Raw genomic sequence first — 13,734 nt, 5'->3', positions numbered from 1 at the left:
CGGCGTGACCCTGCTGCAGCGCGACCTCGCCGTCTTCGACCTCGAGACGACGGGGGTGGATGTTCGCACCGCGCGCATCGTCACCGCGTGCATCGCCGTGCTCGACCCGACGGGGGCTCTCGTCTCGCGTCGTGACTGGCTCGCCGACCCCGGCGTCGAGATCCCGGAGGGCGCTGCGGCGATCCACGGCATCACGACGGAGCGCGCGCGCGCCGAGGGCCGCCCGGCCGCCGAGGTCGTCGGCGAGATCGTCGCCGAGTTGCGCGCCCAGTTGAGCGCGGGGCTGCCCCTCGTCGTCTACAACGCCCCCTACGACCTGTCGCTGCTGCGGTTCGAGGCCGAGCGGCACGGCGTCGCGCCCCTCGTCGATCCGGCTCCCGTGATCGACCCGCTCGTCATCGACAAGGCTGTCGACCGCTACCGCAAAGGCAAGCGCACGCTCGAGGCCGCCGCCGCTCACTACGGCGTCGCCCTCGACGGCGCGCACGATGCAGGCGTCGACGCGATCGCGGCCGGGCACGTCGCCCGCGCCATGGTCGAGGCGCACGCCACGAAGGTGCCCGCGACGCTCGACGAGCTGCACACCCAGCAGGCGGTGTGGCACGAGCAGCAGGCCAGCAGCTTCGAGGACTACATGCGCACGCAGCGCGACCAGCACTTCACGGCCGACCGCGGCTGGCCCGTGCGGCACTGACGCCGGCGCGTCAACGATGAAGGCCCCGTCCTGATGGACGGGGCCTTCATCGTGCAGGAGCGAGGCTCAGCTGCCGAAGTTCTTGAAGCGCTGGTTGAACTTCTCGACGCGACCGGCCGAGTCCATGATGCGCTGCTTGCCCGTGTAGAACGGGTGCGAGGCCGACGAGATCTCGACGTCGATGACGGGGTAGGTCTCGCCGTCGAGCTCGATGGTCTTGTCGCTCGTGACGGTCGAGCGGGTGAGGAAGGTCTCGCCCGAAGCCAGGTCGCGGAACACGACGGCGGCGTACTCGGGGTGGATGTCAGTCTTCATGAGCGGATTCCTTGAAAGTTCGTGATGGGCGCACGTCACGCGTGCGCGACGAAGGGCCACGAGGCCCAGCGGTCAAGAATAGCAGAGGCCGACGCCGACCAGGCGGCTCAGGCAGCTCGTGCCGCGAAGCGGTCGCCCTCGCGCGACACCGTGAGGCCGAGCCCGAAGGCCGCCGTCAGGTGCTCGCTCGTGATGACCTCGCCGAGCGGGCCAGCGGCGGCGATCTCGCCCCCGCGCAGCAGCAGCGCATGGGTGAACCCTGACGGGATCTCTTCGACGTGGTGGGTCACCATGACCATGGCGGGCGAGCTCGGCTCGCTCGCGTAGGCGCCGAGCAGTTGCAGCAGCTCTTCGCGCGCACCCAGATCGAGGCTCGCGGCCGGCTCGTCGAGTAGCAGCAGCTCAGGGTCGGTCATGATCGCCCGCGCGATCTGCACGCGCTTCTGCTCGCCGTCGCTCAGCGTTCCGAAGAGCCGGTCGGCGAACCCGTCGAGGTGCCACTCGCGCAGCACGCGCTCGGCGCGCCGAACATCCACGTCGTCGTACTGCTCGTTCCACCGGCCGGTCACCGAGTACGAGGCGGTCATGACGACGTCGAGTACGCGCTCGTTAGCGGGAATGCGGCGTGCGAGAGCGGTCGACGCGAAGCCGATGCGGGGTCGAAGCTCGAAGACGTCGGTCGATCCGAGCTGCTCGTCGAGCACGACGGCGCGGCCCGAGCTCGGGTGCATGAGCGATGCCGCGACCTGCAGCATGGTCGTCTTGCCTGCGCCGTTCGGGCCCAGCACGACCCACCGCTCATCGGCGTTCACGCGCCAGGTGACGTGGCTGAGGATGGCCGAGCCATCGCGGGTCAGAGAGACATCGTCGAACTCGAGAACGCTGGCCATGATGCTTCCAGCCTAGAGCAGGCCGCGGTACAGCTCGGTCGTGCGTGCAGCGATTTTGTCCCACGAGAACATGGTCTCGGCGCGCTGGCGACCCGCTGATCCCATAGCGTGGGCGGTGTCGGGATCGGTGACGACCTCGGTGAGGATGGCGGCGAGATCGGCGATGAAGCGCTCGGGGTCGAGCGGGGTGCCCGAGCCGTCGTGCACCTGGTCGATCGGCACGAGCCGGCCCGTCACCCCGTCGTCCACCACCTCGGGAATACCGCCGGTGTGCGTGCCGACGACGGCGACACCGCAGGCCATGGCCTCGAGGTTGACGATCCCGAGCGGCTCGTAGACGCTCGGGCACACGAAGGTCGTGGCGGCCGAGAGCACGGCCGAGAGCTCGAGGGGCGAGAGCATGCGCTCGATCCAGACCACGCCCGTGCGCTCCGTCTGCAGCGCCGCCACGCCGTGCTGCACCTCGCGCAGAATCTCGGGGGTGTCGGGAGCGCCCGCGCACAGCACGAGCTGCACCTCAGGCGGTAGCCGGCGCGCGGCCTGCAGCAGGTAGGGCAGGCCCTTCTGTCGCGTGATGCGCCCGACGAAGACCACCGAGGGGCGATCCGGGTCGATGCCGAGCGCGCGTACAGCGTCGTGATCGATCGTGCGCTGCCAGCGCTCGAGGTCGATGCCGTTGTGGATCACGCTCACGCGGGATTCGTCGATGTCGGGATAGCAGCGCAGGATGTCGCGACGCATGCCGTCGCTCACAGCGATCACGGCATCCGCCGACTCGAAGGCGGTCTTCTCGATCCAGCGCGAGACGCGGTAGCCGCCGCCGAGCTGCTCGGCCTTCCACGGACGCAGCGGCTCGAGGCTGTGCGCGGTCACGACGTGCGGGATGCTGTGCAGCAGCTGCGCCAGGTGGCCAGCGGCATTCGCGTACCAGGTGTGCGAGTGCACGATGTCGGCGCCGTCGACGTCGTCGGCGATCGCGAGGTCGACCCCGAGCGTCGCGAGAGCGGGATTCGCCGAGCTCAGGGTTCCGGGAACGAGGTAGGCGTGGGTGTCGGCCTCGTTGCGGGGGGCCCCGAAGCACCGCACGCGCACGTCGTGCTCGTGACGCAGCGCGCGCACGAGCTCGGCGACATGCACCCCTGCTCCCCCGTAGACCTCGGGCGGATACTCACGGCTGATCACGTCGACGCGCATGGCCATGACGCTAGTACAGGCGAGCCTCTATGACGGCACCCGCCGCTCGCCTAGTGTGGGGCCATGTCGACACCCAAGATCTTCGGAATCGTGCTCGCCGGCGGCGAGGGCAAGCGGCTCATGCCCCTCACGGTCGACCGGGCCAAGCCCGCGGTGCCCTTCGCCGGCGGGTACCGTTTGATCGACTTCGCGCTCTCGAACCTCATCAACTCGGGGTTGCGGCAGCTCGTCGTGCTCACGCAGTACAAGAGCCACTCGCTCGACCGGCACGTGTCGCAGACCTGGCGGCTGAGCGGCATGCTCAACGCCTACGTCGCCTCGGTGCCCGCGCAGCAGCGCCTCGGCAAGCGCTGGTTCTCGGGCTCGGCCGATGCCATCCTGCAGAGCCTCAACCTTATCCGCGACGAGAAGCCCGACATCGTCGTCGTCGTCGGTGCCGACCACGTCTACCGCATGGATTTTCGGCAGATGATCGACGCGCACATCGCCAACGGCGCGGGGGTCACGGTCGCCGGAATCCGGCAGCCCATCGCGCTCGCCGACCAGTTCGGCGTCATCGAGACCGACCCGGCGAACCCGCAGCGCATCGCGGCCTTCCACGAGAAACCGACCGACGCCGTGGGGCTACCGGATGCTCCGCACGAGGTGCTCGCATCGATGGGCAACTACGTGTTCGACGCCGATGTGCTCGTCGATGCGGTCACCCGCGATGGTGACGACACAGAGAGCACGCACGACATGGGCGGCGACATCGTTCCGGCGTTCGTGCGCGACGGCAAGGCCTTCGTCTACGACCTCAACCGCAACGAGGTGCCGGGCTCGACCGAGCGCGACCGTTTCTACTGGCGCGACGTGGGCACGATCGAGTCGTTCTTCGACGCCCACCAAGACCTCATCTCAGCGCTGCCCGTCTTCAACCTGTACAACTCGGAGTGGCCCATCTACTCGCAGCAGCTCAACTCGCCGCCCGCGAAGTTCGTGCGCGACGCGGCCGGGGTCACGGGCAACGTGGTCGACTCGATCGTGTCGCTCGGCACGGTCATCTCGGGCTCGCACATCGAGCGCAGCGTGCTCGGCCCCTGGGTCACGATCGAGTCGGCGACGGTCACCGACACCGTCGTGTTCGAGCGCACCACGATCGGCGCGGGCGCCGTCGTGCGGCGGGCTATTCTCGACAAAGAGGTCGTCGTGGCCCCCGGCGCACAGGTGGGGGTCGATCACGACGCCGACCGCGCTCGCGGCCTCACGGTCACCGAGACGGGAATCGTGGTCGCCGGCAAGGGCGTCCGCATCGAGTAGGGCGGCTGCGGTCGCCCCGAGCCGCGCAGGAGCATCCACCGCCATGGCCCTCGTGCTCGTCGTGCTCGACGCCGACTCGACCCTCATCGAGCAAGAGGCGATCGAGCTTCTCGCCGACGAGGCGGGCTCGGGCGAGCGTGTCGCGGCGATCACCGAGCGTGCGATGGCGGGCGAACTCGATTTCGCGGCCTCGCTGGCCGAGCGGGTGGCCACGCTCGCGGGACTCGACACCGAGGCGGTTCACCGCGTCGGCCCGCGGATCGTGCTGACGCGCGGCGCGCGCGAGCTCGTGGCGGGCATCCACGCCGCTGGCGGACGCGTCGCCGTCGTCTCGGGCGGGTTCCACGAGCTGCTTGACCCCATCGCCGCCGATCTAGGCCTCGACGCCCACCGCGCGAACCGGCTCGCGGTCTCCGACGGACGATTCACCGGGGTGACCAGCGGGCGCGTCATCGATGCGGCGGCGAAGGCGGATGCCCTGCGTGAGTGGGCGCAGCGTTTCGACGTGCCCCTGCATCGCACGGTCGCGGTCGGCGACGGCGCGAACGATCTGGCGATGATGGCCGCGGCCGGCCTGTCGATCGCTTTCGACGCGAAGCCCGTCGTGCGCGAGCGCGCCCACGTGAGCCTGCCCGACCGTGATCTCTCGGCCGTGCTGGCGGTGCTGGGGCTGCGGAGTTAGTGCCCCATGCCGAGGCCGCCGTCGACCGGGATCACCGCGCCGCTGATGTAGGCGGCATCGTCGCTCGCGAGCCACGTCACCACGCGAGCGACCTCGAGCGGGGTCGCGAAGCGCCCGGCCGGGATCGACTGCTGGTAGGCCTTCTGCTGGTCCTCCGGCAGCGCCGCCGTCATGTCGGTCTCGATGAACCCGGGTGCCACGACGTTCGCGGTGATGCCGCGGCCGCCGAGCTCGCGCGTGAGCGACCGGGCCATGCCGACGAGCGCCGACTTCGAGGCGCTGTAGTTGACCTGCCCCGCTGAGCCGTACAGCCCGACGACGCTCGAGATGAGGATAATGCGGCCGAACCGCGCCTTGAGCATCCCCTTCGATGCCCGCTTGACGGTGCGGAACGCACCGGTGAGGTTCGTGTCGATGACGTCGGTGAAGTCGTCCTCCGACATGCGCAGCAGCAGGGTGTCGCGCGTGATGCCGGCGTTCGCCACGACGACCTCGACGGGCCCGAGCTCGGCCTCGACGGTCGTGAAGGCCGTATCGAGCGAGGCCGCGTCCGTGACGTCGGCGATGACGGTGAGGGCACCCGCGGGCCCCGAGCCCGACCGGGCGGTGACGGCGACGCGGTGGCCCTGGGCGATGAACTCCTCGGCGATCGAGTAGCCGATGCCGCGATTGCCGCCGGTGATGAGAACAGTGCGCTGGGGGGTCATGGCTCCCCAGCATATGCGCAACGTCGCGGGCTACCATCGCGGTGTGCCGAAGCCGCAGACGAGTGCCATCACGAGCCTCCCGACGTCGCCAGACGATGAGCGCCGCGCCCGCATGATCAAGTACGCGGCGGCCATGGGAGTGCGCATGATCTGCATCGGGGCGTGCTTCGTGACGCCCGGCTGGTGGATGCTCATCCCCGCGCTCGGCGCCATCGTGCTGCCCTACTTCGCCGTCATCGCCGCGAATACCGTCGTCAACACGGGCCGCACGGCCGTCGAGCGGCCGGGAGCACTGCTGCCGCTGCGCGACGACCCGTTCTCGAGCGGCCGCGCGTGATCGACCTGCCCGGGTCGATCTCGAGCACGCGATGCTCGCGCGCCGGCTGCCGCGCGGCGGCGACGTGGGCCGTCAACTGGCGCAACCCCCGCATCCACTCGCCCGATCGGGTCAAGGTGTGGCTCGCGTGCGATGAGCACCGCGACTACCTGTACGACTACGTCGACGCGCGGGGGTTCCCCGTCACGATCACGCCGGCGGGCGTGGTCGTCGAGCGGGTGCCCGAACCGGGAGAATAGCTCGTCGTGAGCATCCTCTCGCTGGCCCTCACGCGACGCTGGCTCGGCTGGCTCGCGTTCACGACCGTGTTCGCGATCGTCTGCGTCGGCCTGGCGCAGTGGCAGTGGGCGCGCCGACTCGAGGCGGTGGCCGAGATCCGCGTCGTGGCGCAGAACTGGGATGCGGCCCCGGTCGCCCTGCGCGAAGTGCTGCCGGCGGGCGCGCCGCTCGACCCTGCGGCAGAGTGGACCCCCGTCGTGCTCGAGGGCGAGTACCTCGTCGACGAGCAGCTGCTCGCGCGCAACCGCCCCTTCGGCGGGCGCCCGGGCTTCGCCGTGCTCACCCCGCTGCTGCTCGAGACGGGCGAGGTGCTCATCGTCGACCGCGGCTGGGTGCCGACGGGCGATGCACAAGACCTGCCCGATTCCGTGCCGCCTCCCCCGGCGGGCCCGGTCGAGGTGCTCGTGCGTCTCAAGCCCGGCGAGCCCACGATCGCGGGACGCGGGGCTCCCGACTGGCAGGTGGCCACGATCAACCTGCCGCAGATCGTCGAGCTCGTCGAGGGCGGAAGCGTCATCACGGGCGCGTACGGGCTCATGGACACCGAATCGCCGGCACCCGCCGATCGCCCCGCCGCCGCGCTGCGCCCGGTCGCCGACGAGGGTCCGCATCTGAGCTACACGTTCCAGTGGTACCTGTTCGCGCTCCTGGGCTTCGTCGGGTACGGCTGGGCGCTGCGGCAGGAGCACCGCGGGCTGCGCGCCACCGATGCCGAAGCGCCGCCCCCGCCCCCGCGACGGCCCCGCCGGTCAGGACCGAGCGACGACGAGGTCGAGGATGCGATCGTCGACCGCCAGTCGGTCGCCCGTCAGGCCAGCGAGATCAGTTCGGCGTAGTCCGCCGTCCAGAGATCTTCGACGCCGTCGGGCATAATGAGCACCCGCTCGGGGTTGAGCGCTTCGACGGCTCCCTCGTCGTGGCTGACGAGGATCACGGCCCCCGAGTAGTTCGCGAGCGCGCCGAGAATCTCTTCGCGGCTCGCCGGGTCGAGGTTGTTGGTGGGCTCGTCGAGCAGCAGCAGGTTGGCCTTCGACACCACGAGCGTGGCGAGCGATAGCCGTGTCTTCTCGCCACCCGAGAGCACCCCGGCGGGCTTCTGCACGTCGTCCCCGATGAACAGGAACGAGCCCAGCACGCTGCGCGCCTCGCGCTCGGTGATCGCCTCGCTCGCACTCATCATGTTCTCGAGCACCGAGCGCTTGACGTCGAGCGTCTCGTGCTCTTGGGCGTAGTAGCCGACCCGCAGCCCGTGGCCCGGCTCGATGACGCCCGTGTCGGGGGCGTCGACGCCCGCCAGAATGCGCAGCAGGGTCGTCTTTCCCGCGCCGTTGAGGCCCAGGATGACGACGCGCGAGCCGCGGTCGACCGCGAGGTCGACGGCCGTGAAGATCTCGAGCGAGCCGTAGCTCTTCGACAGGTTGTGCGCCTGCAGCGGCGTCTTGCCCACGGGAGCGGGTTCGGGAAAACGCAGCTTCGCAACCCGGTCGACAGCCCGCACCTCTTCAAGGCCCGAGAGCATCTTCTCGGCGCGCGCGACCATCTGGTGTGCCGCGGCGGCCTTCGAGGCCTTGGCACCGAACCGGGCGGCCTGCAGCTGCAGAGAGGTGGCCTTCTTCTCGACGTTGACGCGCTCTTTCTTGCGGCGCTCCTCGTCGGCTTCGCGCTGGCGCAGATAGTGCTTCCAGCCCATGTTGTAGATGTCGATGACGGTGCGGTTGGCGTCGAGGTAGAACACGCGGTTCACGGTCTCTTCGACCAGCTGCACATCGTGGCTGATGACGATGAACCCACCCTGGTACTGCTTGAGAAACTCGCGCAGCCACACGACCGAGTCGGCGTCGAGGTGGTTGGTCGGCTCGTCGAGGATCATCGTCTCGGCATCGCTGAACAGGATGCGGGCCAGCTCGATGCGGCGCCGCTGGCCACCGGACAGCGTGCTGAGCGGCTGGCTGAGGATGCGGTCGGGAAGGCTGAGGTTGCTCGCGATCGCGGCGGCCTCCGCCTCGGCGGCGTACCCGCCGAGGGCGTGGAACCGGTCGGTGAGCCGCCCGTATGCCGCCATGGCCTTCTCGGCCACGGCGGGGTCGGCACTGCCCATCTCGATCGAGGCGCGCTCCATGTCGATCACGATCTGGCCGAGACCGCGTGCGTCGAGGATGCGGGTTCGGGCCAGCTGCTCCGGGTCGCCGGCCCGCGGGTCTTGCGGCAGGTATCCGATCTCGCCCGAGCGCGTGATCGTGCCGCCCGTGGGCTCGCCCTCGCCCGCGAGCGCGCGCGTCATCGTCGTCTTCCCCGCGCCATTGCGGCCGACGAGTCCGACCTTGTCGCCTTTGTCGACGCGAAAGGTCACGTTCTCCATGAGCAGGCGCGCCCCGACGCGAATCTCGAGGTCTTGCACAGCGAGCACAGCGAACGTCCGTTTCTTTGGTGGGTTTCGACCAGCCCGACGACGGGGGGCCAGCCCGATAGTCTAACCCTGTCCCCCGCACCCGACGTCTCGTGAGGAACCCCTCGTGTCGATCGCCGCCACTCCCCTCGTCCGCCCCACGCTCGTCGATCGCGTCGTCACGCGTAGCTGGGCCAGCGACATCGCCCTCGTCGTCGCCGGCACCGCGCTCGTCGCCGTGCTCGCGCAGGTCTCTATACCGCTGTGGCCTGTGCCGGTCACCGGCCAGACCCTCGCCGTGCTGCTCGTCGGTGCCGGGCTGGGCGCCGTGCGCGGCGCGTCGTCGCTCGGTCTCTACGCCGTGCTCGGCCTCGTCGGCCTGCCGATCTTCGCTCCGCAAGAAGACGGCTCGCACCTCACGGGTATCGCCGCGTTGAGCGCACCCAGCTTCGGCTACATCATCGGCTTCATCGCCTCGGCCGCGATCGTGGGTTGGGCTGCCGAGCGCTCGTGGGATCGCGGGTGGTACAAGCCGATCATCACCTTCATCGGCGGCTCGCTCGTCGTCTTCGCGATCGGCCTGCCGTGGCTGGCCGTCTCGCTCGGGCAGCTCGGTCTGCCCAACGACCTGCAGTCGGTGCTGATCGCCGGCTTCTACCCCTTCATCATCGGCGGGCTCATCAAGGCGGCGATCGCGGCCGCACTGCTGCCCGCCCTGTGGGCCGCCGCTGAGCGCTCGCAGCGCGGCAAGTAGCGCTCGAACGACGAAGGGCCCCTGCCGGTTGGCGGGGGCCCTTCGTCGTGGCTCAGATCGAGAAACCCAGCCGCCTCTCGGCGGAGCGCTGGGCACTGAGAGCCCACTGGGCTCTCAGATACTGAAGCCCAGAGCTCTCATCATGTCGCGGCCGTCGTCGGTGATGCGCTCGGGGCCCCACGGCGGCATCCAGACCCAGTTGATGCGAAACTGCGCGACGATCCCGTCGAGCGCGTTCGCGATCGACCCTTCGATGACGTCGGTCAGCGGGCACCCGGCTGAGGTCAGCGTCATCGAGATGATGAGGGCATCGCTCTCCTCGTCCCACGCGAGGTCGTAGACGAGTCCCAGGTCGACGATGTTGACGCCGAGCTCGGGGTCGACGACGTCTTTCAGACCCTCCTCGACCTGGTCGAAGAGCTTCGGTTCGAGTGCGGTGGGCATGCGACTAGCCTACGGTCGAGCCGGTCAGGTAGCGGTCGTAGCCCTCGTTCTCGAGGCGTTCCGCCAGCTCGGGGCCTCCTTCTTCGGCAACGCGGCCGTCGACGAAGACGTGCACGAAGTCGGGCGTGATGTACCGCAGAATGCGCGTGTAGTGCGTGATGAGCAGCACACCGAGGCCGGTGTTCTCCTTCACGCGGTTGACACCCTCCGACACGATCTTGAGCGCATCGACGTCGAGACCCGAGTCGGTCTCGTCGAGCACCGCGATGCTGGGCTTGAGCAGCTCGAGCTGCACGATCTCGTGGCGCTTCTTCTCGCCGCCCGAGAAGCCCTCGTTGACGTTGCGCTCGGCGAACGACGAGTCCATGCGCAGGGCCTCCATCGAGCCGCGCAGGTCTTTGATCCACGATCGCAGCGCGGGCGCCTCGCCGTCGAGCGCGGTCTTGGCGGTGCGCAGGAAGTTCGAGACGGTGACGCCCGGGATCTCGACGGGGTACTGCATCGCGAGGAACAGCCCGGCGCGAGCGCGCTCGTCGATGCTCATCGCGAGCACGTCGGCGCCGTCGAGCGTGATCGAGCCGCTATCGACGGTGTACCGGGGATGCCCGGCGATCGTGTACGCGAGCGTCGACTTGCCCGAGCCGTTAGGCCCCATGATGGCGTGCGTCTCGCCCGAGTTGATGGTGAGGTTGACGCCGCGCAGGATCTGCTTGGCGCCCTGATCGGTCTCGATGCTGACGTGGAGGTCGCGGATCTCAAGAGTGGCCATTGTGCGGTTCTTCCTTAGGAGGCGGTCGCCGGGTCGGCGATGTTCTGGGAGACGTCGACGAGCACGTCGGTGCCCTCGATCGTCACGGCGTAGACGGGAACCGGCTCGTAGGCCGGGAAGTTGCGGGGCTTGCCGGTATCGAGGGCGAACTTCGAGCCGTGGGCCCAGCACTCGATGGCATCGTCTTCGACGAAGCCCTCGCTGAGCGAGATCTCGCCGTGGGTGCAGGTGTCTCCGAGCGCGTGCACGGCGCCGGACGAGTCCATGACGACGGCGACGGGTGTGCCGTCGACGACGACCTTCTTGGCCGAGGCGGGGCTGAGCTCATCGAGAGCGCAGACGCGGGTCGCGGTCATCTCACACCACCGCCACAGCGTCGAGCTCGGTCTCGATCGCAGCGATGAGCCGCTGCTCGAGCTCGGGTGCGCCGATCTTCTGCACGACCTCGAGAAGAAAGCCGAGCACGACGAGCCGGCGCGCCTCCTGCTCGTCGATGCCCCGCGAGCGCAGGTAGAAGAGCTGCTCGTCGTCGAACCGGCCCGTCGCACTCGCGTGGCCCGCCCCGGCGATGTCGCCCGTCTCGATCTCGAGGTTGGGGATGGAGTCGGCGCGCGTGCCGTCGCTCAGCACGAGGTTGCGGTTCTGCTCGTACGAGTCGGTGCCCGTGGCGTCGCGGCCGATGAGCACGTCGCCCACCCAGACCGTGCGCGCTCCGGTGCCGTTGAGGGCGCCCTTGTAGGTGACGCGACTGATCGTCTGAGGGGCGATGTGGTGCACGTAGACGCGCTGCTCGAGGTGCTGGCCGGCGTCGGCGAAGTAGAGACCGAGCAGCTGGCCGTCGGCACCCGATCCGGCGAGGTGCACCGAGGGGTTCACGCGCACGATCGCGCCGCCGAGCGAGACGACGACGTGCTTGAGCCGGGCATCTTTGTCGACGCGGGCGAACTGGCTCGAGAGGTGCACCGACTCGGCGTCCCACTCCTGCAGGCTGACGACCGTCAGGTCGCTGCCTGCTCCGGCCACGATCTCGACATTCTCGGTGAGGCGCGCGCTTCCGCGGTTGTCGATCACGACGATGCCGCGAGCGTTGGGCATCGCCGTGATGACGGTGTGCGCGGCCCGCGGTGCGCGATCGGCACCCGTGCGGTCGATCGTCACCGCAACGGGCTCCTCGCTCGTGAGGGTGACCGAGAGTGCCTTCTGCGCGGTCGACCAGGCGTTGGCCGCGGCGCGCTCCTCGGCGAGACCGGCCGACCCGACACGAGCGTCGTCCATCGCGACCCACTCGGCCGTCACGCCGGTCGCGCTCGAGACCTCGGCCGGGAAGGCCGAGCCGTCGAGCTGACCGTCGATGAGGTCGCGGATCTTGTCGACCGGCGTCAGCTTCCACTCGAGCTCGCGACCCGTGACGACCGGGAAGTCGTCGTGGGCGGCGGAGGCGAAGCGCTCGTTGCGGGTCTGCACGGGCACGGGAGATCCCGGGCCGTGCGGGTGCTGCTGGGTCTCGGTCGTGGGCTCATGCAGTGTCGAGACACTGCCGGCGGGGGCGGAACTCATCTAGCCGACGCTGCCTTCCATGCTCATCTCGATGAGCTTGTTCAGCTCGAGTGCGTACTCCATGGGCAGTTCGCGCGCGATGGGCTCGATGAACCCGCGCACGATCATGGCCATGGCTTCGTCTTCGGGGAGCCCGCGCGACTGCAGGTAGAACAGCTGCTCTTCGCTCACGCGCGACACCGTCGCCTCGTGGCCGAGCTGCACGTCGTCGACGCGGATGTCGATCGCCGGGTAGGTGTCAGAGCGCGAGATGGTGTCGACGAGCAGGGCGTCGCAGCGCACGGTGTTAGCCGAGTGGTGCGCGTTCGCATCGACGCGCACTTCACCGCGGTAGCCGGCCCGCCCGCCGCCGCGCGCGATCGATTTCGATACGATCGACGACGTCGTGTACGGCGCCATGTGGATCATCTTCGCGCCCGCGTCCTGGTGCTGCCCGGGGCCCGCGAAGGCCACCGAGAGCGTCTCGCCCTTGGCGTGCTCGCCCATGAGGAAGATCGACGGGTACTTCATCGTCACCTTTGAGCCGATGTTGCCGTCGATCCACTCCATGGTGGCGCCCTCGTGCGCGACCGCACGCTTGGTGACGAGGTTGTAGACGTTGCTCGACCAGTTCTGAATGGTCGTGTAGCGAACGCGCGCGTTCTTCTTCACGATGATCTCGACCACGGCCGAGTGCAGCGAATCGCTCTTGTAGATCGGCGCGGTGCAGCCCTCGATGTAGTGCACGTACGAGCCCTCGTCGGCGATGATGAGCGTTCGCTCGAACTGGCCCATGTTCTCGGTGTTGATGCGGAAGTAGGCCTGCAGCGGGATCTCGACGTGCACGCCCGGAGGCACGTAGACGAACGATCCGCCCGACCACACGGCCGTGTTGAGGGCGGCGAACTTGTTGTCGCCGGCCGGGATCACGGTGCCGAAGTACTCGGTGAAGAATTCGGGATGCTCGCGCAGCGCCGTGTCGGTGTCCATGAAGATGACACCCTGGGCCTCGAGGTCTTCGCGAATCTGGTGGTAGACCACCTCCGACTCGTACTGCGCGGCGACGCCCGCGACGAGGCGCTGACGCTCGGCCTCAGGGATTCCGAGCTTCTCGTAGGTGTTCTTGATCTCCTCCGGCAGCTCCTCCCACGTGGTGGCCTGCTTCTCGGTGGAGCGCACGAAGTACTTGATGTTGTCGAAGTCGATGCCCGACAGGTCGGCGCCCCACAGCGGCATGGGCTTCTGGCCGAAGAGCTTGAGGCCCTTCAGGCGCAGGTCGAGCATCCACTGCGGTTCGTCTTTGAGGGTCGAGATGTTGCGCACGACGCTGTCGTCGATGCCGCGGCGCGCGGTTGCACCGGCGGTGTCGGAGTCGCTCCAGCCGAACTCGTACTGGCCGAGGCCTTCGAGCTCCGGTCGGTCGATGAGCACGTCAGACATGCGTTTCC

At 69.0% G+C, this 13,734-nt stretch carries 17 protein-coding genes; 7 read left to right on the top strand and 10 right to left on the bottom strand.

Annotated elements, in window-relative coordinates:
- Positions 1-4: 4 nt before the first annotated feature.
- The gene (locus ACK4HH_RS03420; RefSeq protein ID WP_409648290.1) at positions 5-694 is read left to right on the top strand and encodes a 3'-5' exonuclease; all 690 of its coding nucleotides are present in this window, start codon (positions 5-7) and stop codon (positions 692-694) included.
- 66 nt (positions 695-760) lie between these two features.
- Here the strand turns inward: ACK4HH_RS03420 and ACK4HH_RS03415 are convergent, their stop codons facing one another.
- From ACK4HH_RS03415 to glgA, 3 genes are all read right to left on the bottom strand, one after another.
- The gene (locus ACK4HH_RS03415) at positions 761-1,009 is read right to left on the bottom strand and encodes a type B 50S ribosomal protein L31 (RefSeq protein WP_409648288.1); all 249 of its coding nucleotides are present in this window, start codon (positions 1,007-1,009) and stop codon (positions 761-763) included.
- 107 nt (positions 1,010-1,116) lie between these two features.
- Positions 1,117-1,899 (bottom strand): ABC transporter ATP-binding protein, encoded by a 783-nt coding sequence (locus tag ACK4HH_RS03410; protein WP_409648286.1) that lies wholly within the window; start codon positions 1,897-1,899, stop codon positions 1,117-1,119.
- Between the two features lie 12 nt (positions 1,900-1,911).
- A complete protein-coding gene (gene glgA, locus ACK4HH_RS03405) occupies positions 1,912-3,093 on the bottom strand; it encodes a glycogen synthase (protein ID WP_409648285.1) in 1,182 nt (393 codons plus the stop codon).
- A gap of 63 nt (positions 3,094-3,156) precedes the next feature.
- Here glgA and ACK4HH_RS03400 point away from each other — a divergent pair, with 63 nt between their 5' ends.
- Both ACK4HH_RS03400 and serB read left to right on the top strand, forming a co-directional pair.
- Complete coding sequence (locus tag ACK4HH_RS03400) at positions 3,157-4,392, top strand: glucose-1-phosphate adenylyltransferase (RefSeq protein ID WP_409648283.1); 1,236 nt, start codon at positions 3,157-3,159, stop codon at positions 4,390-4,392.
- A 43-nt stretch (positions 4,393-4,435) separates the two neighbouring features.
- Positions 4,436-5,074 carry a phosphoserine phosphatase SerB gene (gene serB / locus ACK4HH_RS03395; RefSeq protein ID WP_409648281.1) on the top strand — a complete coding sequence of 213 codons (639 nt, stop codon included), beginning with the start codon at positions 4,436-4,438 and terminating at the stop codon, positions 5,072-5,074.
- Here the strand turns inward: serB and fabG are convergent.
- A complete protein-coding gene (gene fabG / locus ACK4HH_RS03390) occupies positions 5,071-5,781 on the bottom strand; it encodes a 3-oxoacyl-ACP reductase FabG (RefSeq protein WP_409648279.1) in 711 nt (236 codons plus the stop codon). The two genes, serB and fabG, sit on opposite strands and share 4 nt — an antisense overlap.
- Before the next feature lie 43 nt (positions 5,782-5,824).
- On the opposite strand from fabG, the gene ACK4HH_RS03385 reads away from it, so the two are divergent.
- Genes ACK4HH_RS03385 through ACK4HH_RS03375 form a run of 3 tightly spaced genes read left to right on the top strand, consistent with a single transcriptional unit; the run spans position 5,825 to position 7,233 of the window.
- On the top strand, positions 5,825-6,118 hold the full coding sequence (locus tag ACK4HH_RS03385; RefSeq protein WP_409648278.1) for a DUF3099 domain-containing protein: 294 nt from the start codon (positions 5,825-5,827) through the stop codon (positions 6,116-6,118).
- On the top strand, positions 6,115-6,357 hold the full coding sequence (locus ACK4HH_RS03380; RefSeq protein ID WP_409648277.1) for a hypothetical protein: 243 nt from the start codon (positions 6,115-6,117) through the stop codon (positions 6,355-6,357). The genes ACK4HH_RS03385 and ACK4HH_RS03380 overlap by 4 nt, the downstream gene beginning before the upstream one ends.
- 6 nt (positions 6,358-6,363) lie before the next feature.
- Complete coding sequence (locus tag ACK4HH_RS03375; protein WP_409648276.1) at positions 6,364-7,233, top strand: SURF1 family protein; 870 nt, start codon at positions 6,364-6,366, stop codon at positions 7,231-7,233.
- Here the strand turns inward: ACK4HH_RS03375 and ACK4HH_RS03370 are convergent.
- Complete coding sequence (locus ACK4HH_RS03370; RefSeq protein WP_409648274.1) at positions 7,206-8,804, bottom strand: ABC-F family ATP-binding cassette domain-containing protein; 1,599 nt, start codon at positions 8,802-8,804, stop codon at positions 7,206-7,208. The genes ACK4HH_RS03375 and ACK4HH_RS03370 overlap by 28 nt on opposite strands.
- Before the next feature lie 106 nt (positions 8,805-8,910).
- On the opposite strand from ACK4HH_RS03370, the gene ACK4HH_RS03365 reads away from it, so the two are divergent.
- Complete coding sequence (locus tag ACK4HH_RS03365) at positions 8,911-9,537, top strand: biotin transporter BioY (protein WP_409648273.1); 627 nt, start codon at positions 8,911-8,913, stop codon at positions 9,535-9,537.
- 114 nt (positions 9,538-9,651) lie between these two features.
- Here ACK4HH_RS03365 and ACK4HH_RS03360 read toward each other — a convergent pair whose 3' ends face one another.
- The 5 genes from ACK4HH_RS03360 to sufB are packed head-to-tail and all read right to left on the bottom strand — an operon-like array spanning position 9,652 to position 13,726.
- The gene (locus tag ACK4HH_RS03360) at positions 9,652-9,981 is read right to left on the bottom strand and encodes a metal-sulfur cluster assembly factor (RefSeq protein WP_409648271.1); all 330 of its coding nucleotides are present in this window, start codon (positions 9,979-9,981) and stop codon (positions 9,652-9,654) included.
- A 4-nt stretch (positions 9,982-9,985) separates the two neighbouring features.
- Positions 9,986-10,750, bottom strand: a complete 765-nt coding sequence (gene sufC / locus ACK4HH_RS03355; RefSeq protein WP_409648269.1) for a Fe-S cluster assembly ATPase SufC — start codon at positions 10,748-10,750, stop codon at positions 9,986-9,988.
- A 14-nt stretch (positions 10,751-10,764) separates the two neighbouring features.
- Positions 10,765-11,106: a non-heme iron oxygenase ferredoxin subunit gene (locus ACK4HH_RS03350; protein WP_409648267.1), complete on the bottom strand. Its 342-nt coding sequence runs from the start codon at positions 11,104-11,106 to the stop codon at positions 10,765-10,767.
- A gap of 1 nt (position 11,107) precedes the next feature.
- The gene (gene sufD, locus ACK4HH_RS03345; protein WP_409648266.1) at positions 11,108-12,307 is read right to left on the bottom strand and encodes a Fe-S cluster assembly protein SufD; all 1,200 of its coding nucleotides are present in this window, start codon (positions 12,305-12,307) and stop codon (positions 11,108-11,110) included.
- A complete protein-coding gene (gene sufB, locus ACK4HH_RS03340; protein ID WP_409648264.1) occupies positions 12,308-13,726 on the bottom strand; it encodes a Fe-S cluster assembly protein SufB in 1,419 nt (472 codons plus the stop codon).
- Positions 13,727-13,734: the final 8 nt, after the last annotated feature.

The sequence above is a fragment of the Microcella sp. genome (genome assembly GCF_046296455.1).
Lineage (GTDB): Bacteria > Actinomycetota > Actinomycetes > Actinomycetales > Microbacteriaceae > Microcella.
The sequence above is the reverse complement of the archived record's forward strand: the minus strand, read 5'-3'. Positions and strand labels throughout refer to the sequence as shown.